Source organism: Streptomyces sp. 1114.5, from assembly GCF_003635085.1.
Taxonomy (GTDB): Bacteria; Actinomycetota; Actinomycetes; order Streptomycetales; family Streptomycetaceae; genus Kitasatospora.
In genome coordinates, this window is sequence record NZ_RBXE01000002.1 from 1,550,537 (window position 1) to 1,572,920 (window position 22,384).

24 protein-coding genes are annotated in these 22,384 nt (G+C 74.4%); 8 read left to right on the forward strand and 16 right to left on the reverse strand.

The genetic code is table 11. The annotated features are described in order from the left end of the window. Positions 1–112: 112 nt before the first annotated feature. From BX285_RS30045 to BX285_RS30065, 5 genes are all read left to right on the forward strand, one after another. Positions 113–1,132 (forward strand): MsnO8 family LLM class oxidoreductase, encoded by a 1,020-nt coding sequence (locus BX285_RS30045; protein WP_121178824.1) that lies wholly within the window; start codon positions 113–115, stop codon positions 1,130–1,132. Positions 1,133–1,747: 615 nt separating this feature from the next. Beyond that, positions 1,748–2,131: a hypothetical protein gene (locus BX285_RS30050; RefSeq protein WP_097235030.1), complete on the forward strand. Its 384-nt coding sequence runs from the start codon at positions 1,748–1,750 to the stop codon at positions 2,129–2,131. A gap of 217 nt (positions 2,132–2,348) precedes the next feature. Further along, positions 2,349–3,452 carry a hypothetical protein gene (locus tag BX285_RS30055; protein ID WP_121178825.1) on the forward strand — a complete coding sequence of 368 codons (1,104 nt, stop codon included), beginning with the start codon at positions 2,349–2,351 and terminating at the stop codon, positions 3,450–3,452. An 82-nt stretch (positions 3,453–3,534) separates the two neighbouring features. Next, positions 3,535–3,930 carry a roadblock/LC7 domain-containing protein gene (locus BX285_RS30060; RefSeq protein ID WP_310794256.1) on the forward strand — a complete coding sequence of 132 codons (396 nt, stop codon included), beginning with the start codon at positions 3,535–3,537 and terminating at the stop codon, positions 3,928–3,930. Between the two features lie 424 nt (positions 3,931–4,354). After that, a complete protein-coding gene (locus BX285_RS30065; protein WP_097235027.1) occupies positions 4,355–4,729 on the forward strand; it encodes a hypothetical protein in 375 nt (124 codons plus the stop codon). Between the two features lie 74 nt (positions 4,730–4,803). Here BX285_RS30065 and BX285_RS30070 read toward each other — a convergent pair whose 3' ends face one another. The 7 genes from BX285_RS30070 to BX285_RS30100 form a co-directional block, all read right to left on the reverse strand. Beyond that, positions 4,804–5,253 (reverse strand): DUF6188 family protein, encoded by a 450-nt coding sequence (locus BX285_RS30070; RefSeq protein ID WP_097235026.1) that lies wholly within the window; start codon positions 5,251–5,253, stop codon positions 4,804–4,806. A gap of 91 nt (positions 5,254–5,344) precedes the next feature. Next, positions 5,345–6,484 carry an NUDIX hydrolase gene (locus tag BX285_RS30075; RefSeq protein ID WP_183107248.1) on the reverse strand — a complete coding sequence of 380 codons (1,140 nt, stop codon included), beginning with the start codon at positions 6,482–6,484 and terminating at the stop codon, positions 5,345–5,347. Between the two features lie 159 nt (positions 6,485–6,643). Next, positions 6,644–7,528: an SGNH/GDSL hydrolase family protein gene (locus BX285_RS30080; protein ID WP_121178828.1), complete on the reverse strand. Its 885-nt coding sequence runs from the start codon at positions 7,526–7,528 to the stop codon at positions 6,644–6,646. Beyond that, positions 7,503–8,699 (reverse strand): glycosyltransferase, encoded by a 1,197-nt coding sequence (locus tag BX285_RS30085; RefSeq protein WP_121178829.1) that lies wholly within the window; start codon positions 8,697–8,699, stop codon positions 7,503–7,505. Before BX285_RS30085 ends, BX285_RS30080 begins: the two co-directional genes overlap by 26 nt. Then, entirely contained in the window at positions 8,696–9,991 is a 1,296-nt protein-coding gene (locus BX285_RS30090; protein WP_121178830.1) for a glycosyltransferase family 1 protein, read from the reverse strand. The genes BX285_RS30085 and BX285_RS30090 overlap by 4 nt, the downstream gene beginning before the upstream one ends. 120 nt (positions 9,992–10,111) lie before the next feature. After that, positions 10,112–10,300 (reverse strand): DUF1508 domain-containing protein, encoded by a 189-nt coding sequence (locus BX285_RS30095; RefSeq protein WP_097235021.1) that lies wholly within the window; start codon positions 10,298–10,300, stop codon positions 10,112–10,114. A 157-nt stretch (positions 10,301–10,457) separates the two neighbouring features. Continuing rightward, positions 10,458–11,879: an amino acid permease gene (locus BX285_RS30100; protein WP_121179084.1), complete on the reverse strand. Its 1,422-nt coding sequence runs from the start codon at positions 11,877–11,879 to the stop codon at positions 10,458–10,460. 401 nt (positions 11,880–12,280) lie between these two features. On the opposite strand from BX285_RS30100, the gene BX285_RS30105 reads away from it, so the two are divergent. Further along, positions 12,281–12,496 (forward strand): hypothetical protein, encoded by a 216-nt coding sequence (locus BX285_RS30105; protein ID WP_097235020.1) that lies wholly within the window; start codon positions 12,281–12,283, stop codon positions 12,494–12,496. A 45-nt stretch (positions 12,497–12,541) separates the two neighbouring features. Here BX285_RS30105 and BX285_RS30110 read toward each other — a convergent pair whose 3' ends face one another. Together BX285_RS30110 and BX285_RS30115 are read right to left on the reverse strand one after the other, a co-directional pair. Further along, positions 12,542–14,680 carry an MMPL family transporter gene (locus BX285_RS30110; RefSeq protein ID WP_121178831.1) on the reverse strand — a complete coding sequence of 713 codons (2,139 nt, stop codon included), beginning with the start codon at positions 14,678–14,680 and terminating at the stop codon, positions 12,542–12,544. Between the two features lie 74 nt (positions 14,681–14,754). Continuing rightward, entirely contained in the window at positions 14,755–15,729 is a 975-nt protein-coding gene (locus BX285_RS30115) for a deoxyribonuclease IV (protein WP_097235018.1), read from the reverse strand. Between the two features lie 348 nt (positions 15,730–16,077). Between BX285_RS30115 and BX285_RS30120 the strand changes: the two genes are divergently transcribed. Both BX285_RS30120 and BX285_RS30125 read left to right on the forward strand, forming a co-directional pair. Beyond that, positions 16,078–17,169: a nitrous oxide reductase family maturation protein NosD gene (locus tag BX285_RS30120; protein ID WP_097235017.1), complete on the forward strand. Its 1,092-nt coding sequence runs from the start codon at positions 16,078–16,080 to the stop codon at positions 17,167–17,169. A gap of 83 nt (positions 17,170–17,252) precedes the next feature. After that, positions 17,253–18,287: a methyltransferase gene (locus BX285_RS30125; protein WP_097235016.1), complete on the forward strand. Its 1,035-nt coding sequence runs from the start codon at positions 17,253–17,255 to the stop codon at positions 18,285–18,287. 91 nt (positions 18,288–18,378) lie between these two features. On the opposite strand, the gene BX285_RS30130 is transcribed toward BX285_RS30125, so the two are convergent. The 7 genes from BX285_RS30130 to BX285_RS30155 all read right to left on the reverse strand — a co-directional run bounded on the left by BX285_RS30130 (position 18,379) and on the right by BX285_RS30155 (position 22,380). Continuing rightward, a complete protein-coding gene (locus tag BX285_RS30130) occupies positions 18,379–19,077 on the reverse strand; it encodes a class F sortase (RefSeq protein WP_097235015.1) in 699 nt (232 codons plus the stop codon). Between the two features lie 115 nt (positions 19,078–19,192). Further along, entirely contained in the window at positions 19,193–19,636 is a 444-nt protein-coding gene (locus BX285_RS30135; RefSeq protein WP_097235014.1) for a hypothetical protein, read from the reverse strand. A gap of 172 nt (positions 19,637–19,808) precedes the next feature. After that, on the reverse strand, positions 19,809–19,985 hold the full coding sequence (locus BX285_RS37565; protein WP_183107249.1) for a hypothetical protein: 177 nt from the start codon (positions 19,983–19,985) through the stop codon (positions 19,809–19,811). Between the two features lie 53 nt (positions 19,986–20,038). Beyond that, complete coding sequence (locus BX285_RS30140) at positions 20,039–20,359, reverse strand: TcmI family type II polyketide cyclase (protein ID WP_097235013.1); 321 nt, start codon at positions 20,357–20,359, stop codon at positions 20,039–20,041. Positions 20,360–20,364: 5 nt separating this feature from the next. Beyond that, positions 20,365–20,820 carry an SRPBCC family protein gene (locus tag BX285_RS30145; protein ID WP_097235012.1) on the reverse strand — a complete coding sequence of 152 codons (456 nt, stop codon included), beginning with the start codon at positions 20,818–20,820 and terminating at the stop codon, positions 20,365–20,367. Position 20,821: 1 nt separating this feature from the next. After that, positions 20,822–21,082, reverse strand: a complete 261-nt coding sequence (locus BX285_RS30150) for an acyl carrier protein (RefSeq protein WP_097235011.1) — start codon at positions 21,080–21,082, stop codon at positions 20,822–20,824. Between the two features lie 56 nt (positions 21,083–21,138). Continuing rightward, positions 21,139–22,380, reverse strand: coding sequence for a beta-ketoacyl synthase N-terminal-like domain-containing protein (locus tag BX285_RS30155; RefSeq protein WP_097235010.1), 1,242 nt, complete (start codon positions 22,378–22,380; stop codon positions 21,139–21,141). Positions 22,381–22,384 lie beyond the last annotated feature (4 nt).

A 22,384-nucleotide genomic window follows, 5' to 3' on the forward strand; every position in this document is an offset into this window, starting at 1 on the left:
GCGGCGGGCGACGATCGGCGGATCGTCGCCTGCCGCCCCGGGCGCGGGCGCCTGAGCCGTACCCGCCCCGACCGGGGAATGCCCGCGTCGAAGAGGGGCGTTGTCCTCGGACGTGACCAGCGCTACGCCCGTGACCAGGCTCTCCGTGCTCGACCACTCCCGCACCCGGCAGGGCGAGGAGCCGGCCCGGGCGCTGCGGGAGACGGTGGCCCTGGCCCGCGAGGCCGAGCGGCTCGGGTACCACCGGTTCTGGGTGTCCGAGCACCACGGGGTGCCGGGGGTCGCCGGTTCGGCACCCACCGTGCTGGCCGCGGCGGTGGCGGCGGCCACCACGCGGATCCGGGTCGGCACCGGCGGGGTGATGCTGCCCAACCACCAGCCCATGGTGGTGGCCGAACAGTTCGGAGTGCTTGCCGCACTGTTCCCCGGCCGGATCGACATGGGGCTCGGGCGCTCGGTGGGGTTCACCGACGGTGTCCGGCGGGCGCTCGGACGGGAGAAGGAGGCCGCGGACGACTTCGGCGCCCAGCTGGCCGAGCTGCTCGGCTACTTCGACGGCTCGCAGCGGGTGCACCGGGGTGTCCACGCCCGGCCGGCCGAGGGCCTGCACGTCCCGGCCTTCGTCCTGGCCACCGGCGCGGGCGCCGACCTGGCCGCCGACGCCGGGCTGCCGCTGGTGATCGCCGCCCCGCGCGGGGAGGGCCGGATGCTGGAGGCCATCGACCGCTACCGCACCCGGTTCCGCCCCTCCGCGCAGGCCGCCGAGCCGTACGTGGTGGTCTCGGGCACGGTCGCGGTCGCCGAGAGTGCCGAGCGGGCCCGCGAGCTGCTGGTCCCGGAGGCCTGGTCCGGCGCGTACTCCCGCACCCACGGCGAGTTCCCGCCGCTGGCCCCGGCCGCCCGGATCCGGGCCCTGGCGATGTCGGAACGCGAGCGGTCCGCCTACGAGCAGTCGCTCAAGGGCCACATCGCGGGCACCCCCGAGCAGGCCGCCGCCGAACTGGCCGCCTTGGTGGAGCGCACCGGCGCGGACGAGTTCCTGGTCACCACCAGCACCTACGACCGCACCGCGCTGCTCGATTCCTACCGCCTCCTCGCCGAGGCGGTCGGCCAGGCGATCAGCCAGGCCTGAGCGAGGCCTGAGCCGGGCCGAACGATTTCTGACCAGGCGCGATGAGCTGCTACTGTTCTTCCCGTCGAGAGGAAATGATCTTCCGAGCGGGGATCTCTCGAACAGGCGTCAGCGGTGCTACCAGAGCACGTCCTACTTTCAGTAGGAAGAGTCCGTGCGACCCGGGCCTGGCGCTCCACAGAAGGGGCTCGTTCCGTCCAACGGAACGGGCCCCTTCGTCATGAGCAACTCTCATGAGCAACTCTCATGAGCAACTCTCATGAGCAACTCTCATGAGCAACCCTCATGCGCTCGCCCTCGCAGCCGCCTCCCCTTATCGCACTTCCGGGCTCGAAACCCTTCGGTGCGGCCCGCTATCGGCCAAGGTCCCGTGCCAGGTGGTCGCCGAGCGCCGTTCCCGAACGATCGACCGGCCAGCGGGTTTGCCAGGCAGGCAGGCCTGACGCACCGTCATACCTTGGCTGGAACTGGTCGCTAATGATGTGAATATGCCATTGGAATGTTCGTCATACGGAATCCCGGCAGTAGCCTTCCGTGTCGAACCTGCCACTGCTGGTGGCGACCCGGCCGGTGCCGTGCAGCGCCCGGCCGGCCAGATCCCGCGAAGGAGCCGGTGTGCCGGGTATCGACGAATGCCTCTCCGGAGCGATGGCGATCGCCGGAGCCCGCTCCGCGAGCCTGGTCGACTGGAGCAGCGGGCTCGCCCTCGGCAGCCTCGGGGACAGTCCGACCGGCGAGCACGAGACCTCCGCCGCCGAAGCAACGGACCTGGTGCGGGCGGCGGTTGAGAGTCAGACCTTCACGGTCGCGGAGGACCGGCGGTCCCCGCTGGAGGACATCATCGTCACCGCCGGCCGCAGCTACCACCTGATCCGCTTCATCGACACCGTCTTCGACAACCGGCTCGTCCTCCACCTCTGGCTGGACCGTACGGCGGGCAACCTCGCCGCCGCCCGCTTCCGCCTCCAGGCGCTGGCCGAGGAGCTGGTGCTGGGGTGAACGCGACGCCCGTGACGCCCGATCCGCCCATACCGACCGTCGCATTTCAGCCGCCGGCCCACCCGACGGCCGGCCCCCCGGCCGGAGCCGGGCCTGGCCCCGCGCCCGCGGCCGTTCCCGCGGCCGTTCCCGCACCCGCAGCCGTTCCCGTGGCCGTCCCGGCAACCGCACCCGTCTCCACACGCGTCTCCGCGCCCGCCTCCCGGCGGTGGCCCGCGTGACCGTCGCCCCCAGCACCGCCCCGCCCCCGGCGGACCGGACTGCGCCCAGGACGCCGGGCGAAGCCCTCGCCCTGCTCGCCGACCGCCGAGCGACCGGCGCCCTGCACGGCCCGCTCGGCAGCCTCCACCTGCTCGACGGAGAAGTGGTCGGTGCCGAGTCACCCCGGGCGCCCGGACTGGCCGACCTGCTCGTCGGAACCGGCCGGATCACCCCCGAGAGCTGGGCGGAGCTGGTCCGCGTCCACGGTCCGCAGGGGAGCGTCGGCGACGTCCTGATCGAACGGCGCCTGCTGACCCGGGGAGAGCTCGAACTCGGTCATCTGGGAACGCTGTTCGACGCCGCCTTCTTCGTCCTCGCCGACTCCGGTGGAGGCTTCTGGCGGTTCGAACCCGAGGTCCGGCACTGGCTCGGACCGGTCGCGACGGTCGACCCGGACCGGCTCCGCCGCGAGGTCGAACGCCGACGCCGACTCCTCGACCGGATCTGGCCCTGGGCGCAGCTCGACACCGCGCCCGTCCGCCCGGTCGAGCGCAGTCGCAGGCCGTCCCACCGTCCGCCCGGCCGCCGACGCCGCGAGCTGCTCGACCAGGCCGACGGCCGAAGAACCCCGGCGGACCTGGCTCGCCTGCTGGGCCGCTCCGGCTTCGGCGTCACGGCGGACGTCCGCCGCCTGGCCGCCGCCGGGCTGCTCGACGCCCCGGGGCCGGTCGCTCCGCCGGCCGCAGTGCCGCCGCCGACCGCCCCGCCGCCGACCGCTGAGCCCGTTCCAGCCCAGCAGTCCGCGGAGCAGTCGGTGCAGTCGGAGCAACCGGTCGCGAGCCGACCGTCCGCGTCAGCCCCGCCGGTCGTCGCCGCCGCCTTCGCCGCCGGTCACGGCAGGCCGCCCGGCGGCCTGCACCGCCGGATCCCCGGCGCCACCCTGCGCAGCGCCGTAGCCGCCGACGCCGCTCCGTCGGCCACGGCGACGCCGGCCGGTGCGGGAGCCACCGCCCGCCCCGAACGCCAGCCCACCCCGGCAGCGGCCCACCCGCTGACCGTCCCCGACCCGGACATCGCGCTGCTGACCCGGGTCCGAGACCTTCTGGAGGCCCGACTTTGACCCACTCCCCGCCCGCGACCCCGCCGTCCCGGCCATGAGGCGGGCGCTCAAGCAGCGTGTCGGAAGGAGACAACTGATCGCCTTGGAGACCGAGCTGCTCGCGGAACTCCGCGCCGTCAAGCACCGCGTCCCGCACCTCGCGGGCGGCCTGGTGGCCAGCGTGGACGGCCTGCTGGTCGCGCACGACACCCACGGCACCGAACCGTCGGGACTGGCCGCGATGACGGCGGCCTCGCTCTCGCTGTCCCAGCGCCTCGCCGACACCACCGGCCAGGGCGAGTTCAGGGAGTCATTGGTGCGCGGCGAGCACGGCTACGTCGCCACCTACGCGGCCGGCGGCAGCTGCGTGCTGACCCTGTTGGCGCACCCGGACGTCAACGTCGGCCGGCTGCACCTGGAGGCCCGCCGCAGCGCCCAGCGGATCTCGGGCCTGCTCAACGACAGCCTCCTGCCCAAGGACCCGCGTGATCCGGGCTGACCGGACGGCCAGGCCACCGGACCGCCCGACCACCCGAGCCGCCCGACCACCCAACCATCGAACGGGAGTTGCTCAGTTGACATCCTCCCCCGCGAGAGATGCGGGGGATTCCCACCCTCGCGGGTCGGGCTTTCTGCTTCACGGCCGACTGCCGACCCGGGATCACCGGCGAAGGGACGGTGTGCCGCCCAGCGGTCTTGCATCAGCTCCACAGACCTGACTTCCCGCCAGCCGGCGGTAGGCCCGGCCGACTTGGTTGTCGCCGGACGGGCACCACGGAGCCTATCACTCATTCGGACGCCCCTGATTACTGTCAGTGGTGTCGGCGGTCCGCCTCGACGGCGAAATGCCGCTTCCTGACCTGCTCCGCAGGAAGTCCGATTCCTCCTCCGGCTGAAGCCGGAGGTCTCCTCGGAGGTATCAGATGACCGACGCAGCCGCCGCGCTCAAGCAGACCATGACCACCATCGAGGGCGCCATCGGCGCGGCCCTGGTCGACTACAACAGCGGGATGGCGCTCGCCACCCTGGACGGCCCCGGAGGCCTGGACCTCAACGTGGCCGCGGCCGGCAACACCGACGTGGTCCGCGCCAAGATGCGCACCATGGACATGCTCGGCCTGCAGGACGGGATCGAGGACATCCTGATCACCCTGTCCAGCCAGTACCACCTGATCCGCCCGCTCACCGGACGCACCGGCAAGGGCCTGTTCCTCTACCTCGCCCTGGACAAGTCGCGGGCCAATCTCGCGATGGCCCGCCACCAGCTCACCAGGATCGAGGCGGACCTGGAGCTCTGACGGCCGCCCGTCCGCCGATCCGGTTCCGGGCGGAACCGGATCGGCGCGGAACCGGAGGAGTCCCCGGCGGCGGCTCAGGCCCCGCCGGGCCCCCTCCCCGGCCCGGCCCCCGGTCCGCCGTCCGGCCCGCTCCCCGGCTCCTCCCACCGGACCTCGCCGCCCGGCAGCCCCGCGCACACCGCCCCCTCGGCGGTCAGCACGCTCCACGGCGCCAGCAGCGCATGCGGCGGGACGGACAGTGCGCCGCCCCCGGCGAAACCCAGCTCCAGACCGCCGGCCAGGGTGATCCGGGCGGCGTCGACACTCCGCCCGACCAGCGCCAGCAGCCCGGGGCTCGGCCGGAAGGTCAGAGCCGGGAAGAAGTGTTCGACCTCCTCGGGTGCGGTGAACGAGGGCGCCGCGAAGCGGAATTCGTGCGCCACCCGGACGGTCAGCTCGCCGTCCAGCCGTAGGTCCAGCCGTCCGCCCCCGCTGACCGACTCCACCCGACGGCCGGCCAGCACCTCCGTGATCGCGTTCTGCATACCCCCAGTCTGTCCCAACCCGGCCCACGTCCACTCGTCCCACCGGTCACCGGATCCGTCATCGGAGCCGCCACCCGAACCGTCCGGTCGGCTACCCGACAGCCAGACCGGCCACCAGCTCGACCGGCCCGCCCGTTCCCTCCCGGGCGGCCAGGGCCGCGGCCGTACGGTTCCAGGAGGGCTCGTTCAGCAGCGCCTGCGCCTCGGCCGGAGCGCAGAACCGCCACTCCACCAGTTCCTCCTCCTGCAGCACGATCGAGCCGGGCATCCCCGCCGTCACGGTGCCCCCGTCGTACACGTAGACCAGTACGGCGGTGTCCCGGCCGGTGGCCGGGTTCGCCGCGGGGTCGGCCGCCGCCCCGGGCTGCCAGTCCAGGGCCAGCAGCGGCCCGGGCTCGACCTCCCAGCCCAGCTCCTCGCGGATCTCGCGCCGGGCCGCCGCCCGGGGTGTCTCCCGGTCCGCCTCGACCCCGCCGCCCGGCAGCGTCCAGTACGGCACCTGCCCGCGCGGTCCGTCCCACGGCCGCAGCCGGACCAGCAGCACCCGCCCGTCCGTGTCGGTGAACAGCGCCCGCGCCTTCGCCCGGATCCGCGGCCGGGTGGCGTAGTAGGTGTCCCGGTCCATCGGCGGTTCCTGCGGTTCCTGCGGCCGCCGCACGCTCCCCGCGGTCGACGCCGGCGCCAGCCCCGGGGCGGCGGCCAGCCCCAGGTACTCGGGCGCCGGCCCGTCGGCGGGCAGCTCCCGCAGCGTGTGCCCGGCCGGCCGGCTGTCCTCCAGCTCCAACGGCCCGGCCGTACGCGGTGCGCGCAGACAGGCCGTCACCCGGCGCGACAGCCGGGGCGGCAGCGCATGGCCCGCCTGCTCGGTGCTCAGCCACGTCCACCCGCCGACCTCCGCCGTGTCCGGCCGGAACTCCGCGGCCTGCTCGGGCGTGAGCGGCTCGGCCCAGTACAGGTACGCGACGATCGGCGGACGGCTGCCCGAGAGCGCCCAGTCGACGCAGGCCAGCGGTCCCAGCCGGGGCGTGAACCCGAGCTCCTCGGCGATCTCCCGCAGGGCCGTCTCCCGCGGGGACCGGTCCGTGGGCTCCCACCCGCCGCCGGGGATCGCCACCGGATGCTTCCGGTCGTACGGCAGCCGCACCACCAGCACGCGCCCGTCCCGGTCCGGGAACAGCACCCCGGCCGCCGCCAGAATCCCCCGCCCGCCGCTCGCACCCGCGTTCTCCACCCCGGCTCCCTCCGTCGGACTCTCCCCGGCCAGGACTGCCCGGGCCACCCCCATGGTTCCCGGCCGGCCCCCGCACCGATCACCACCACCGGGTGACCCAGCGACGCCCCAGCCCAGCCGACGCCTCAGCCCAGCCGGGACCTCAGCCCAGCCGGGACCTCACCCCAGCGACGCCAGCGCCTGCGCCGCCGCCCGCGCCATCTGCTCGTCGTGCCGCCCGCTCGCCCCGCGCAGGCGGGCCGCGCCCTCCGCCGCCGCGAGGGCGAGGAGCCCGGGCAGCAGGTCGGTGCTGCGGGCGACGACCCAGCGGGTGCCCTTGGTGGCCATCCACCACAGGTCGGCCGCCTTGCCCGGCGGGGGCTCGGCCGGTTCGGCGGCCGGGGGCGGGCCGAGCGGGTGGCCGGCCCCGGCCAGCAGCGCGTGGTAGTGGCGGGCGATCAGGTGGTGGCCTTCGGCGCTGGGGTGCAGCCGGTCCACGCTCAGCAGCCGTCGTTCGCGCAGCCACGGCAGTTCGGCGATGTGCAGGTGCACGGCCCGGTGGCGCACGGTGAGAGCGTGGACGACGGTGTTGACGGCCCGCATCCGTCGTGCCAGCGGGCGGGCGAGTGGCGCCGGGAGGCGGAGCAAGGAGCCCGGGTCGGGCAGGCAGGCGGTCAGCAACACGGCGCCGTGGGCGGAGAGTTCACCCATCGTGGCGTCCAACTCCAACGTGCTGCGCCGGATGTCGAAGCCCGTCCGCAGGGTGTCGTTCCCGCCGACGACCACGGCCGCCAGTTGCGGTCGCAGTGCCAGCGCCGCCAGAAGCTGGCGGCTCGTCAAATCGGCTGTCTGTGCGCCACTGTACGCCAGGTTGGTGAACTCCACCGCCCGCCCTTCGGGTGCCAACGAGTGCGCGAGGAGGGCCGCCCAGCCGCGCCACCTCTCGTCGACCGGATCCCCGATTCCCTCCGTCACCGAGTCCCCGAGCGCGACGAACCGCTCCAACTCGCCCGCCGGAGAACGCTCCTGCGCCGCCCGGTCACGCCCGGTGCCGAGCACGTCCATCCCGTCCCCCGTCCGCTGTGCCGTCGTTGCGCAGCCCGTGCGCCGCCAGGAATGCGGTGACCGCCGCCGGCCACCCGTACTGCTCGGCCTGTGCCCGGGCCGCAGCCCGCCGGACCCCCTCCGGGCGTTCCAGCAACTCCCGTACCGCGTAGGCGAATCCGGCTCCCGTGTCGGCCGCCGACAGCCCTGCGAGCCCGATCAGGCCGGGCAGCGCGGAGGAGCGGCTGGCCACGACCGGCGTCCCGCAGGCCAGCGCCTCCATCGCGGCCAGCCCGAAGGTCTCCACCGGGCCGGGGGCGAGCACCACGTCCGCGCAGCCCAGCAGCCGGGCCAGCGCCCCGCGCCCGGCGAGGTGCCCGAGGAAGCGCACCGGGAGCCCCAGCCGAGCGGCCCGGGCCGCCAGCCGCTGCCGCAGCGGGCCGGTGCCGGCCACCACCAGCACGGCGGGCAGCCGCTGGGCCCGCAGTGCCGCCAGCGCCTCGATCGCCCGCTCGGGCCGTTTCTCCGCCGAGAGCCGCGAGCAGAGCACCAGCAGTGCCTCCTCCGGCGCCGCGTACCGGGCCCGTTCCACCACCCGTTCGGTGGGCGGCAGCGGCCGCATCGCGTCCAGGTCCACGCCGAGCGGGGCCCGGGCGAGGTTCGGCGTGCCGATCCGCCGGAACTCGGCAGCCGCCCAGTCGGTGGTGCACAGCACCGAGTCGTACGCCCGGGCGGTGGCCGTGTTCAGCCGGTCGGCGGCCGCGCTCGCCAGGGGCCCGGGCACACCTCGGGTGCGCAGCACCCCGGTGGCGCTCTCGTGCGACACCATGACCGAGCGCACGCCGTGCCGCCGGGCCCAGGCGCCGGTCCAGCGCAGCGTGGTGCGGTCGGACACCTCCAGCCGGTCGGGGGAGAGCCGGGTCAGCTCGGCGGCCACCGCCCGCCGGTCGGTGAGCAGCCGGTAGCCGCCGCTGGCCGGCAGGACCGGGCCGGGCAGGGTGACCACCAGACCCTGCTCGGTCTCCTCCGCCGAGCGCCGTTCCCCGGGCACGATCAGCACGGGCCGGTGCCCGGCCGCCCGGTACCCGGCGCCCAGGTGCCGCAGCGCGGTGCGCAGGCCGCCGGAGACGGGGGTGACGAAGTTGGCGAGCCGGACGATCGTCAGGGCCTCGGGGTCCGCAGCGGCGCTCATGCCGGCAGCTCCTCCGACAGCGCGCCCTCCGACAGCGCACCCTCGGCGGTCGCACCCTCCACCACCGCCCCGACCGTCCCTGCCACCGCCCCGACCGGAGCCCCCGCCCCGACCGCCCCCACCATCGCCCCGACCGCCGCCACCGGCACCCCCCGGTGCTCCGCCAGCACCTCGGCGTAGTGCCGCAACAGCAGGTCCCCGACCGCCTCCCAGGTGCGCGCGGTGACCTCCGCCCGCCCGGCCTGCCCGTACGCGGCCCGCCGCGCCGGATCGGCGGCCAGCTCGGCGACGGCCCGGGCCACCGCCGCGCCGTCCCGGGGCGGCACCAGCAGGCCGGTGCGGTGGTGCCCGACCAGATCGAGCGGGCCGCCCGCCGCCGGGCCGATCACCGGCACGCCGCTGGCCATCGCCTCCTGGATGGTCTGACAGAAGGTTTCCAGCGGACCGGTGTGCACGAACACGTCCAGCGTCGCGAAGCAGCGCGCCAGTTCGTCACCGGTCCGGCGGCCGAGGAACACCGCCCCGGGCATCGAGGCCTTCAGCCCGGGCGCGGAGGGCCCGTCCCCGACGACCACCACCCGTACGCCGGGCAGCGCCGAGGCGGCGGCCAGCAGGTCGACGCGCTTCTCCGGCGCCAGCCGCCCGACGTACCCGACGAGTACTTCCCCGCCCGGTGCCAGCGCCCGGTGCAGCGCCTCGTCCCGGTGCCGGGGGTGGAACCGCGCCGAGTCCACCCCGCGCGGCCACAGCTGCACCCGCGGCACCCCGTGTGCCGTCAGGTCCTGTGCGGCCGGGGTGGACGGCGCCAAGGTCCGGGCGGCGGCCCGGTGCACGGCCCGGATCCGCCGCCACGCGGCGGCCTCGCCCAGACCCCGCCCGGCCCGGTAGGCGTGGGCGTAGCCGGCGAGGTCGGTCTGGTAGACGGCGACGGCGGGCACCCCGAGCCGGGCGGCCACCTGCATCCCGCGCGCACCGAGCACGAACGGGCTGGCCAGGTGCACGAGGTCGGGCCGGTGCCGGGCGACGGCGGCCGCGAGCTGCCGGCTCGGCAGGGCGATCCGCACCTGCGGGTACCCGGGCAGCGGCATCGACGGGATGCGCACCACGGGGATCTCGCCCGCCCCGGGACTCCCGAAGGTCTCGGGCGGGCACTGCGCGCCCCGCGCCGGCGCGGGGGTGACGACAAGGGGCTGGTGGCCGCGGCGGACCAGATGCTCGGCCGTCCGCAGCACACTGTGGGCGACTCCGTTGACCTCGGGTGGGAAGGATTCCGTGACGATGACGACGCGCATGCCAGTGTTCTGTCCGCGTCCGGCGTGCACCCGGCCAAAGGGATCTGTCGTACAAGCGAACGCGGGTCGGCGATTTGCACCACCGACCCGCGTCCGTTCGTTCCTGTTGCCGCTCCGGCGTCACACCGACCCGGCCGCCTCCTTGAGCTCCGCGTAGGGGGCGAGCTTGCGGATCGACTCGATGCTCTTCAGGCAGTCGTCCTTGCTCTCCTCCGGGTCGCCGGTCACCACGACCGCCCCGTTGCTCGCCTTGAGCCGGAACCGGTGCATTCCGCTCTCGTCCACGTACAGCTCGAATCTGCCCGCCATGCCGGTATCAGCCTTTCCGCTGGGTTGACCCCCTGGCACCGCACCGTAGGCGGGCCCCCGCCGCGCCGCCCGTCGGCCGTGCCGTTCGAGTGGGCGCGCCGTTCGAGTGGGTGTGCCGTTCGAGTGGGCGCGCCCGGGGTCGGCCGGCGCCGGAGGGTCAGTCGCGGCGCCGGCCCGCCATCCAGACGTAGACCAGGATCCCCGCGAAGAGGAACAGGACGCCCTGGTAGACGGCGCTGTAGCCGGCGCCCGCGAGGAGCCAGAGCGAGAAGGCGAAGGCGCCGAGCCCGAGGACGGCGTCCCGGACGAACCGCCCGCGGTCCACCTTGTCGCCGGCCCCGCGGACCAGCCAGTACAACTGGGCCGCGGTGGAGAGCAGGTACGGGACGGTCGCGGTGAAGGTGGTGACCAGCACCAAAGCGTCGAACGCCCCCTTCGCCCCGCTGGCGAAGTTGAGCACCGTCAGCACCGAGGCCAGGGCGACGCTCACCACCACGCCGAAGGTCGGCACACCGCGCTGCTCCTTGCCGAAGGCCGCCGGGAAGAGGCCGTCCTTGGCGGCCGCGTACGGCGCCTGGGCGGCCAGCAGGGTCCAGCCGTTGAGCGCGCCGGTCATCGAGACCAGCGCGGCGACGGCGATCGCGGTGCCGCCCCAGGAACCCCCGAACATGGCGTCCACGGCGTCCGAGAACGGTGCGGTGGAGTGGACGAGTCGGGCATGTGCGACGGTGCCGAAGACCGCGAGCGTGCCCAGCAGGTAGACCACCGCCGCGCCGGTAGTGCCGAGCACACTGGCCCGGCCGACGTTGCGCTCCGGGTCGCGGACCCTGCCCGCGCTCATCGCGGCCGACTCGACGCCCAGGTAGCTGAAGAGCAGGATCGCCGCGGCGGCCGTCATGCCGCCCGCCCAGCCCTGGCCGTTCCCGTCGAAGGGCCCGAGGTTCTTCGGGTCGAAGAAGAACAGGCCGCCCACCGAGACCAGCAGCAGCGGGATGAACTTCAGTACGGTGGAAACGAGTTGGATCGCCCCGACGTAGCGCGTGCCGGCCAGGTTGGCCAGCGCGGGCAGCCACTGGAAGGCCAGCGCGGCGGTGATGCTGAACGCGGTGGAGTGGCCGACGGGCAACAGCACGTCGAGGTAGCCGACGGCGGCGACGGCGAGCGCGGCGTTGCTGACCCAGGTGGTGATCCAGTACGACCAGGCGGACAGGAAGCCGGCGAAGTCGCCGAAGGCCTCGCGGGCGTAGACGTACGGCCCGCCGGTGCGCGGGTTGCGGCGGGCCAGTTGCCCGAAGACCAGCGCCAGTGCGATCGCGCCCACGGTGAGCACCGCGAAGGAGACCAGGCTGACCGTCCCGTACGGGGCCACCGCGGCCGGGATCATGAAGATTCCCCCGCCGATGATGTTGCCCATCACCAGGGCGGTCGCGGTCGCCAGCCCGAAGCGGCCGTGCTTCCGTTCGGCCGGGCCGGCTGGTGCCGGGCCGGCCGGTGTCGGGTCGGCCGGCCCCGGGTTCCCGGCGTTCTCCGGATCGCTCGGCCGCGTCGCCTGCCGCGGTACGGCGGGACTGGTCTGCATGAGGGTGGTGCGCCTTTCGTGGTCCTGCTCGCGCTCGGTGGAGCGACCGTTCATGCTCGGACCAGGCGGCATCGTGCACCAAATCGGCGGGATTTGTTCAGTTCGTCCGCTGCCTCACCGCAAGACTTGCGGTGTCACGACGGCCCGACGGGCACTCGTCCGGCGGGCTCCGCCGAGCCGTCCGACCGGATCCGCGCCCGGATCGCCCCGTTCGTCCGGCCGGGGGAGTTGCCTCACCCGAATGCCCCAGCCCGGTTGCGGCGCGTGCCCGGATGTGCGCGTTCGTGTGCCAACCTTGGCGCGGCGCCTCCCCGGTGGGGCGCGGCCCAGCCCGCCGGGCGGCCGAACAGGCCGTTCGAGGGCGGGGGTTGAGGACCAGAGACGAACCAAAAGGACATCAGATGTCGCTTCGTGGGAAGATCCGCAAGCTCGCCGTGATCGTTGCCGTGGCCGGTGCCGTCGTGTCGGCCCCGACCTCGGCGATGGCGGGGGGCCACGCGCCGCAGCAGTCGTCCGCGCAGGTCCTGGAGTCCGGCTCCGCGGGCGTCGGCCTGTTCGGCCCGCACGCCAGCTGGCTCAACTTCGCCGAGCACAGCGAGAGCGACTGCGACTGCTGATCCCTCCGCACCCCGAGCCCGGAGGCCGTCCGTCGGCCTCCGGGCTCACGGCTGCCCCGGCGGCGGAGCCGAGGACGCCGAAGAGGCCGAGGACGCCGAAGGTGCGGACGCCGCCGCGGCGACCGGCACCCGGGACAGTCGCCCCGGCCACCACATGTGCCGGTCGAGGTCCATGGTGAGCGCCGTGACCAGCACCGAGCGCACCACCAGAGTGTCGAGCAGCACGCCCAGGGCCACCGCGAAGCCGATCTCGGCGAAGGCCACGGCCGGCAGGGTGCCGAGCACGGCGAAGGTGCCGGCCAGGATCAGCCCGGCCGAGGTGATCACCCCGCCGGTGGCCGACAGCCCGTTCAACGCCCCCTGCCGGGTGCCGTGCTGGGCGGACTCCTCACGGACCCGGGTCATCAGGAAGATGTTGTAGTCGATCCCCAGCGCGACCAGGAAGACGAACACGAACAGCGGAAACGCGTTGTCCTGGCCCTGGAAGTGGAAGACGTGCGCGAAGAAGAACGCGCTGATGCCGAGCGCCGCCGCGTACGACAGCACCACGGTCGCGATCAGCACCAGGGGCGCCGTGACGGCCCGCAGCAGCAGGGCCAGGATCAGCAGCACCACGCCGAGCACCAGCGGGATGATCGCCCGGTTGTCGTTCCCGGCGGCGCGCCCGGCGTCCAGCACCACGGCCGTACTGCCGCCGACCTCGGCGCCCGCGTCCGGCACGGCGTGCACGGCGGCCCGCACCCGGTCGACGGTGTCCTTGGCGGCCTGGCTGTCCGGCGGATCGGCGAGGGTGGCCCGGAACAGCGCCTGCCCGTCGTGGACGACCGCCGGGGTGGTGGCCGCGATCCCGGGCGTGGTCCCGGCGGCCGCGCGTACGGCCGGGGCGCCGGCCGCGGTGGAGACGATCGTGAGCGGCGCGCCGGTGCCGCCCGGGAAGTGCTGCTCCAGCACCTGCTGGCCGACCACCGAGTCCGGCTTGCCGGTGAAGGTCCCGGCCGTACTGAGGCCGTTGGCGTTCAGCGAGACCAGTCCGACGCAGCAGGCCGCGAGCGCCAGCGCCGTCCCCACCCACACCCTGCGCGGCCGCCGGCCGATCCAGGCCCCGACGTGCGCCCAGCGGCCGCTCCTGGTCGGCTCCGGGGTGCCGTACCCGGGCCGGACCGGCCAGAACACCCAGCGGCCGACGATCACCAGCAGCGCGGGCAGCAGGGTGAGCATGGCCAGCAGGGCGACCAGGACGCCGATCGCACAGACCGGTCCGAGGCCGCGGGTGGAGTTCATCTCGGCGATCAGCAGGCAGAGCATGGACGCGACCACCGTCGCGGAGGAGGCGAGGACGGCCGGCCCGGCCCGGTGCAGGGCGAACGCCATCGCCTCGTGCCGGTCCCGGTGGCGGCGCAGTTCCTCGCGGTAGCGGGCGGTGAGCAGCAGCGCGTAGTCCGTCCCGGCGCCGAGCACCAGCACGACGAGGATGCCGGCACTCTGGGCGTTGACGGTCAGTCCGGCGTGCTTGGCGAGCAGGTAGATGACCGCCTCGGAGACGGCCAGCGCACCGGCGGCCGAGAGCAGCGGCAGGATCCACAGCACCGGGCTGCGGTAGGTGAGCAGCAGCAGGACGATCACGACGCTGACGGTGGCGGCGAGCAGCGAGCTGTCGATGCCCGCGAAGGCCTCGGCCTGGTCGGCGCCGACCCCGGCGGGGCCGGTGACGTGGGTGGTCATGCCGTGGCTGTCGGCGGCGGCGGTCCGGCGCAGCTGCTCGACGGCGGGCTTGAGGTCGTTCCAGCCGTTGGTGCCGATGTCGATCGGCACGACGGTCTGCATCGCCTGGCCGTCGGCGGAGACCACCGGGCCGACCACCGGCCCGACCACGTGCGGCACGGCGGCGAACCCGGCGGCCTCGCGGGTCGCCTCGGCCCGGTCGTCCGCGGTGATGCCTCCGGCCCGCTGGTAGACCACGACGGCCTGGGCGGTGTCCACCGGCTGGAAGGCCCGCTGCGCGTCCAGCACCCGGGTGGACTCGGCGTTGCCGGGCAGCCAGCTGGACGCCTGGTTGTCCTCGGCGCCCATGAGCTTGCCGGCCAGCGGGCCGACGGCCAGCAGCAGCACCAGCCACGCCGCGAGCACCACCCACTTGCTGCGGCGTCCGCACGGCAGTGCGGCGAGGTTCCGGGTGGAAGACATGACGGGAAACCCCCTGGAGGGCCGGCGGCAGTGCGGTCGCTCCAGCCTCGCACCGGCCCTGCCATCCGGCAGCTTCAGCTGCGGACGCGCTCCCTCGGACGGGGGCGTCGGCCCGCTGCCGCCGCCCGCGACCTCAGTTCCTTCAGCACCGCGATGTCCATCGCGTGCCCCGTGCCGTCCCCGCCGTGCTTGCGGTCCGGGGTCTCCACCAGCAGCGGCACACCGGCCGTCTCCGGGTGTTCGAACAGCTCGCGGAACGGCTCCGCGCCGATCATCCCGGCGCCGATGTTGGCGTGCCGGTCCTTGCGGGCGCCGACCACGTCCTCCGAGTCGTTGGCGTGGATCAGCCGCAGCCGGCCGGGGCCGGCGGCGGAGGCCAGGGCGTCCAGGGCAGCCGTCACCCCGCCGGGTTCGGCCAGGTCGTGCCCGGCGGCGAAGGCGTGGCAGGTGTCCAGACAGACTCCCACCTTCGGGTGAGCGTCCAGCGCCTCCACGTACTCGGCCAACTGCTCCAGCCGCGAGCAGAGCGAGTTGCCCTGGCCGGCGGTCGGCTCCAGGAGCAGCCAGGGCGCGTCCTCGCCGAGCGCGTCCAGCTCGTCCAGCAGCGGCCGGACGTCCGCGCGGACCTGCGCCATCGCCTCGGCCCGGCGAGAGCCGCCGCCGGGCGCCGTGCCGACCGCAGAGCCGGTGTGCAGGACGACGCCGAGCGCGCCGATGGCGTGGCCGCGGCGCAGCGAGTGCCGCAGCGAGTCGGCCGAGCGCTCGCGGGTGGCGGGGTTGTCCGAGCCGAAGTTGATCAGGTAGGGCGCGTGCACCCAGGCGGGGACGCCCTGCTCGGCGCAGGCGGTGCGGAACTCCTCGTCCTGCGCCGGGTTGCCCGGGGGAGTGGCCCAGCCGCGCGGGTTGGCCACGAACACCTGCACCGTCTCGGCGCCGACCCGCCGCGCGTACGCCAGGCCCGTCCCGGCCAGCCCCCGCGCGGCCACCGGGACGTGTGCGCCGATCGGGTTGCGGAGGGCGGCGACGGGCGGTGCGGGTGCGGTGGTCATGGCCTCCAGGATGTCACGCGGTCGGCCGACACCCGTCGGGCGGGCCGGTGCCGGGGCCGACGCATTCCCCCTGGTACCCCCCGCGCCCGACCGCACCCGCGGTCGGGCGCGTCGTCATCTCCGGCCGCCGCGCGCCACGCCGGGCCGCCCCACCGTCGGCCGACGCCCCGTCAGCCCCGCAGCCCAGCCCTGGTGGCGGCACCACCCGGGCGCCCATACCGTCGACTCGGCCGTACCCACCGGCCGTCACCTCCCGCACACAGCGCGTCAGACCGCACCGCCGGACGCAACGCCACCGCCCCGACAGCGCCACCAGAACCGCGCGCGCCGAAAGACAGGTCACCACTCATGCCCACGCGACGGGTCCACCACCTTGCCGCGGCCACCGCCGCCGCCACCGCCCTGACCACCGCCTTCACCACCCTCGTCACCCTGGCCGCCGCGCCCGCGGCCCACGCCGTCGACCTCGGCCGGCTGCACGTCGTCCAGGCCGGCGAATCGATTCAGCGGGCCGTCGACGCCGCCCACCCCGGCGACACCGTCCTGCTGGCCCCCGGCACCTACCGGGGCAGCGTCCGCATCATCACCCCCGGCCTGACCCTGCGCGGCGCCGGGCCGACCAGCGTGATCACCCCCGGGGACGGTACCGAGAACGCCTGCGCCACCGCCGGGCACGGCATCTGCGTGGTCGGCACCGAGCAGAACCCGCTGCCCGACGTCACGATCGAGGCCCTCGCCGTCACCGGCTTCCGCAAGAACGGCATCGACGCCAGCGGCACCACCGGTCTGACCGTCCGCCGCACCCACGTCCACGACAACGCCCAACAGGGCATCAGCCAGGAGATGTCCACCCGGGCTGCGATCCTCGGCAACCGCTCGACGAACAACGGCCAGTCCGGCGTCTTCCTCGCCAACTACGCCTACCGCGAGGGCGGCGCGCCCGACACCAAGGGCACCGTGGTCGAGGGCAACGAACTGACCGGGAACCGGGTCGGCGTCACCGTCCGCCGCCTGCGCGGGCTGGCCGTCCAGGACAACGACATCAACGGCAACTGCGGCGGCGTCTTCGTGGTCGGCGACGAGGGCGTGCCCCGAGCCGGCGACCTCGACGTACGGCGCAACCGGGTCGTCGCCAACAACAAGTTCTGCCCGGCCAACCCGCGCCTGGGCGCCATCCAGGGCGCCGGCATCGTGCTCACCGGCACCGAGGACACCCGGGTCACCGACAACGAGGTCCGCGACAACACGGGCACCTCGGACTTCTCCGGCGGCATCGTCCTCTTCAAGAGCGTCGTCGGCGTCACCAACGCCCGCGCCACGGTCGCCGACAACCACCTGAGCGGCAACGCCCCGGCCGACCTCGCCGACCGCGACGCCGGCTCCGACACCACCTTCACCCGCAACACCTGCCGCCACTCCGAGCCGGCCGGCCACTGCTGAGCACCCCGGTACCCAGGAAGCCCCGGAAACCCCGGACCCGGGAAACTCCGGACCCCAGGACCCCAGGAACCAAGGAAGCGCCCATGACCACCGCACCCACCCACACCGGCCCGCAGGCCGCGATGCGCCTGCGCGAGCTCGTCTTCGGCGCCGCCTGCGCCGCCGCCGTCCGCGCGGCCGCCCGGCTCGGCGTCGCCGACGCGCTCGGCGACACCCCGACCACCGTCACCGACCTCGCGGCCGCCCTCGACACCGAGCCCAGCCAGCTGCGCCGGCTGCTGCGCGCGCTCACCTGCTACGGCATCTTCGCCGAGACCGGCGACGACCGCTTCGAGCACACCGAGATGTCCCGCCTGCTGCGCGAGGACGCCCCCAACTCCCTGCGCTACATCTCCCTCTGGTGCACCGAGCCGTGGACGTGGGAGGCGTGGCCGAGACTGGACGAGGCGGTCCGCTCCGGCCGCAACGTCTTCCCCGAGCTGTTCGGCAAGGAGTTCTTCGACTACCTGCACAGCGACGGCGGCGACTCGGCGAAGGTCTTCGACAAGGCGATGACCACCTCCAGCCGGCAGTCCGCCCGCGACTTCGCCGACTACCTGGACCTCACCGGCGTCGACTCGGTGGTCGACATCGGCGGCGGCCAGGGCCACGTGCTGGCCAGCCTGCTGGAGAAGCACCCGGCCCTGCACGGCACCCTGCTCGACCTGCCCAAGGTCGTCGCCGGCGCCGACCCCCGGCTGCGCGAAGGCGGCGCCTTCTCGGCCCGCGCCCGCCTGGTGCCGGGCGACTGCCGGGTGGACATCCCGGTCCGCGCCGACCTCTACATCATCAAGAACATCCTGGAGTGGGACGACGACAGCACCCGCCGCACCCTCGCCAACGTGGTGAAGGCGGCCCGGCCCGGCGCCCGCGTCGTGGTGGTGGAGAACCTGGTCGACAACAGCCCGTCGATGCGCTTCACCACCGCGATGGACCTGATGCTGATGCTCAACGTCGGCGGCGCCAAGCACTCCGAGGAAAGCATGGTCCGGCTGATGGAGGAGGCCGGCCTGACGGTCTCCGAGGTCTGCCCGGTCAACCCCTACCTGCACGCCTTCGAGGCCACCGTCCGCGGCTGACCCGCAACCCCCGCGCACCACGACCGCCGGCCCCCATTTCCGGGGGCCGGCGGTCGTCGTGCGGACGGCGGGTCAGGCCTCGGGCGGCGCGTCAGGCCTTGTGCGAGGACTCCAGGTGTGCGAAGACCACCACGTTGTCCAGGTAGTCCCGCCGCTTCTTGTCGTACGTGCCCCCGCAGGTGATCAGCCGCAGCTGGGCGTCCGGGGTCTTGCCGTACACCTTCTGGTCGGGGAAGGCGTCCTTGGCGAAGGTCTCCACCGAGTCCACCGAGAACACCGCGACGGTGCCGTCCGCGCGGCTGACCTCGACCTTGTTGCCCGGCAGCAGCAGGCTCAGCAGCAGGAACACCGCCGGGCCCTTGGTGGTGTCCACGTGCCCGGCCACGACCGCGCTGCCCCGCTCGCCCGGGGTCGCGCCGTCCCGGTACCAGCCGACCAGGTTCTTGTCGTCCGGCGGCGGCGCTTCGAGCTGGCCGGCCGGGTTGAGGCCAAGCTCGGTGAACGGCGCGTCCACGGCGATCTGCGGGATCCGCAGCCGGGTCGGCTTGGCGCGCTTGAGCGCCGGCGCCGCGGGCACACCGGGTGCCGCCGCCGCGGCGGGCGGGGAAGCGGCGGCCGCGGGCCCGGGGACGGCCGGCGCGGTGGCCGCCGGGGGAGCGGCCTGGGTGGCCGCGGTGTCCGAACTCGGCTCGGTGTCCACCGAGTTGTAGATCAGCAGCAGCCCGACCGCCGCCGCGCCCATTCCCGCGCGCAGCAGCCGGGGCATTCCAGAGGCGGCACCGCCCGTCATTCCTGTCCTCCGTTACTCCGTTGCCACCGGTTCCGCGACGGCCCGCCGCCCCCGGTGCGCCCCCACCCCGGTCGGGGAGGGGCGCCCGGAGGCGGCGGAAGCACGGCGCCTGGCGTCAGGCGACCGCGCCGGAGGTGCGGCGGCCGCGGCGCAGCGCGTAGGCGCCGGCGCCGAGGCCACCGAGCAGCAGCACCGCGCCGGAGGCGAGCCCGCCGCCGGACAGCGCCAGCCCGCCGCCACCGGTGTGCACGCCGCCGTGCGGGGTGCCGTGCTCCTCGCCCTTGGACTCGGTGCCCTTGTGCTCGCCGGAGTCCTTGTACTCGCCGGAGCCCTTGTGCTCCTCCGAGCCCTTGTGCTCCTCGGAGGCGGAGCTTCCGCCCTTCTTGTCGTCGTAGCCCTTCGAGCTGTCGGAGGCGCCCTTCTCGGGCTTGTCCTGCTTCTCCTGCCAGGTGAGGTTCTTGCCCTGGTCGGCGGAGCCGTCGGCGAAGGCCATGGGGGCACCGACGGTCAGGACGGCGGCGACGGCCGCCCCGGCGAGCAGCGTGCGTGCAGAACGCATGAGGATGATCCTTCCGGCGCGCGGACCCGCGACTGCCGGCAGGGTGCCGGACAAGGGGACTCGCGGGAGGGTGGCGCCTGATCCACCGTCAACCACCGTGGCGCCGCCTGCCACCGGAGCGTGGCAGCGCGGGTGCGGAGCGTGCGCCCTTCGGGTGGAGTCCCGGGCGTGTTCACCCGGGTGCCCCGGCGGTTCGGGTGACCGGGACGACCACGGTGACACGTGTGATCGGGGCGACGAGGGCGACCGGACTGGTCGCGGCGACCAGCCCGACCAGCCGGACCAGCCGGACCAGCCGGACCAGGGCGATCCGGGTGATTCCGCGGCCGCCCCGAGGGCGTGCACGCATGGGCCCGCCCCCGGCCGTACGGCCGGGGGCGGGCCCATGCGGTCCGCCGGAGGTCAGCGGTCCCAGCGGTAGAACTCGCGCGCCATCGCGTCCTTGGGCTCGCGCCAGGTGGCCGGGTCGTAGGCCTGGACGAAGGCGGTCAGGCGGTCGCTGACGGTCCGGAACTCCGGATGCCCGACGACCTTGGCCACGGCCGGGCCCGGCGGGCGGTCGGCCTCGATCAGGTGCAGGTAGACGTCGCCGAACTGGAAGAGGCTGCGGCCGGTCACGCCGATCAGGTGCGGCAGTTCGCCCTGGTCGGACTCGGCGAACACCTCGGCGATGTCCGGGGCCGCCTCGGGCTTCATCCGGGCGACGATCAGCGCCCGGTGCATCCCGCTCACAGCTCCGCCGCCCGCTTCTCGACCTTCTCGCGGATCAGCTGCATCTGGATCCGCGAGTTCTTGTTGATGTGGTTGACCATGCCGTTGTCGTCCACCGGGGCGGTGGGCTTCATGGCGAAGTCCTGGACCCAGCGCATCCGCGTGCCGGCCGGCACCTCCGCGTACTCCCAGCGGATCTCCATGAACTCGAACGGGCCGGGCTCGACCCGGCGGGCGTTCACCGCCAGCGAGGCCTTGTCGGTGGTGCGCTCGGAGACCCAGCTCCACACCTGGCCGTTCTCGTCCGGGTGCATGGTGAGCCGGAACTGCACCCGGTCCCCGTCGCGCTCCAGGACCTCGACCGAGGCGTACTCGCTGAACAGGTCCGGCCAGTTCTCCAGGTCGTTGGTGATCTCCCAGACCAGGTCGAGCGGCGCGGCGATGACGATCTCGTTGTCGGTGTGTCCGGCCATCTCAGGCACCCGCCTTCGCGGAGAGGGAGGCGTTGACCAGCTCCAGGAACTCGGCCGGGGACTTGGCTGACTCGGCGCCGGGGGTGACCTTGAGGCCGTGCCGGTTCTCCAGCTCGCCGACGATGCCGAGCAGTCCGAGCGAGTCGACGCCGAACTCGTCGAACTGCACGCCCGGCTGTTCCAGGGCGCTCGGCTCGACGCTGACGCCGGCCCGGGCCTGCAGCAGGGCGGCCAGTTCCGGATAGCTGAGGGTGTTGCTCACGGGGTTTCCCTTCGAAAGACGTGACGGAAGTGGTGGTGGAGGTGTGACGCAGTGGTTCACGGCTGCTCCCCGCGTCGGAGCACCAGCGCGGAGTTGGAGCCCATCAGCCCGCGGCTGAGCACCAGGGCGGTGCGCAGCTCGGCCGGCCGGGCGCGCCCGGTCACCAGGGCGAGGTCGTGGCAGACCTCGGTGACGTTGGGCGTGGGTGGTAGGACGCCGTCCTCCATGGCCAGGACGGCGGCGGTGACGTCCAGCATCGGGGCGCCGCAGTAGGCCCGCCCCGTACCGGTCTTGGGCGCGGTGACCGGGACGCGCTCGGCGGCCGGGCCGAGCGCGTCGGCCAGGGCCAGCGCCTCCGCCCGGTCGGCGGCCGGCACGCCCAGCGCGTCCGCGAAGACCACGTCGACCTCCTCGGCGGCGACCCGGGCCTCGTCCAGCGCGATCCGGATCGCGGCGGCCAGCCCCTCCCGGGACTCCTCCCAGCGGGAGGCCCCGGTGAAGGTGGCGCCGTGCCCGACCAGGTGCGCCCGGACGTCGGCGCCGCGCCGCAGGGCCGCCTGCTCGTCCTCCACCAGCAGCATCGCGCCGCCCTCGGCGGGGGCGAAGCCGCAGGCCTGCGCGGTGAACGGCAGGTAGGCCTGCTCGGCCCGTTCGGCCAGGCTGAGTTCGGGGTAGCCGAGCTGGCAGACCATCGAGTACGGCGCCAGCGGGGCCTCGGCGGCGCCGACCACCACGGCGTCGGTGCCGCGGACGATCGAGCGGGCGGCGTGCGCGAGGGCGTCCAGGCCGCCGGCCTCGTCGCTGGCGACCACCCCGCACGGGCCCTTGTAGCCGCCGCGGATCGAGATCTGGCCGGTGCTGGCCGCGTAGAACCAGGCGATGGACTGGTACGGGCCGACGAACTTGGGTCCCTGTCCCCAGAGTTGCTGGAGTTCACGCTGGCCGAACTCGCCGCCGCCGGAGCCGGCCGCGGTCACCACGCCGACCGCGAAGGGCTGGTCGGCGTCGGGCCGGAAGCCGGCGTCCGCCACCGCCAGGTCGGCGGCGGCCATCGCGTAGTGCGTGAAGCGGTCGGTCTGCACCAGGTAGCGGTTGTCGATCGCCGACTGCGGCTCGAAGTCCCGCACCTGGCCCGCGATCCTGAGCGGCAGCTCGGTGCAGCCCTCGCGGGAGATCCGGTCGAGGACGCTCACGCCCTGCCTGGTGGCCTTCCAGAAGGCGTCGGCTCCGACACCGTTCGGCGCCACCACGCCGAGGCCGGTGATCACCGCCCGGCGGCCCTGCTGACGTGACGTCATGGAA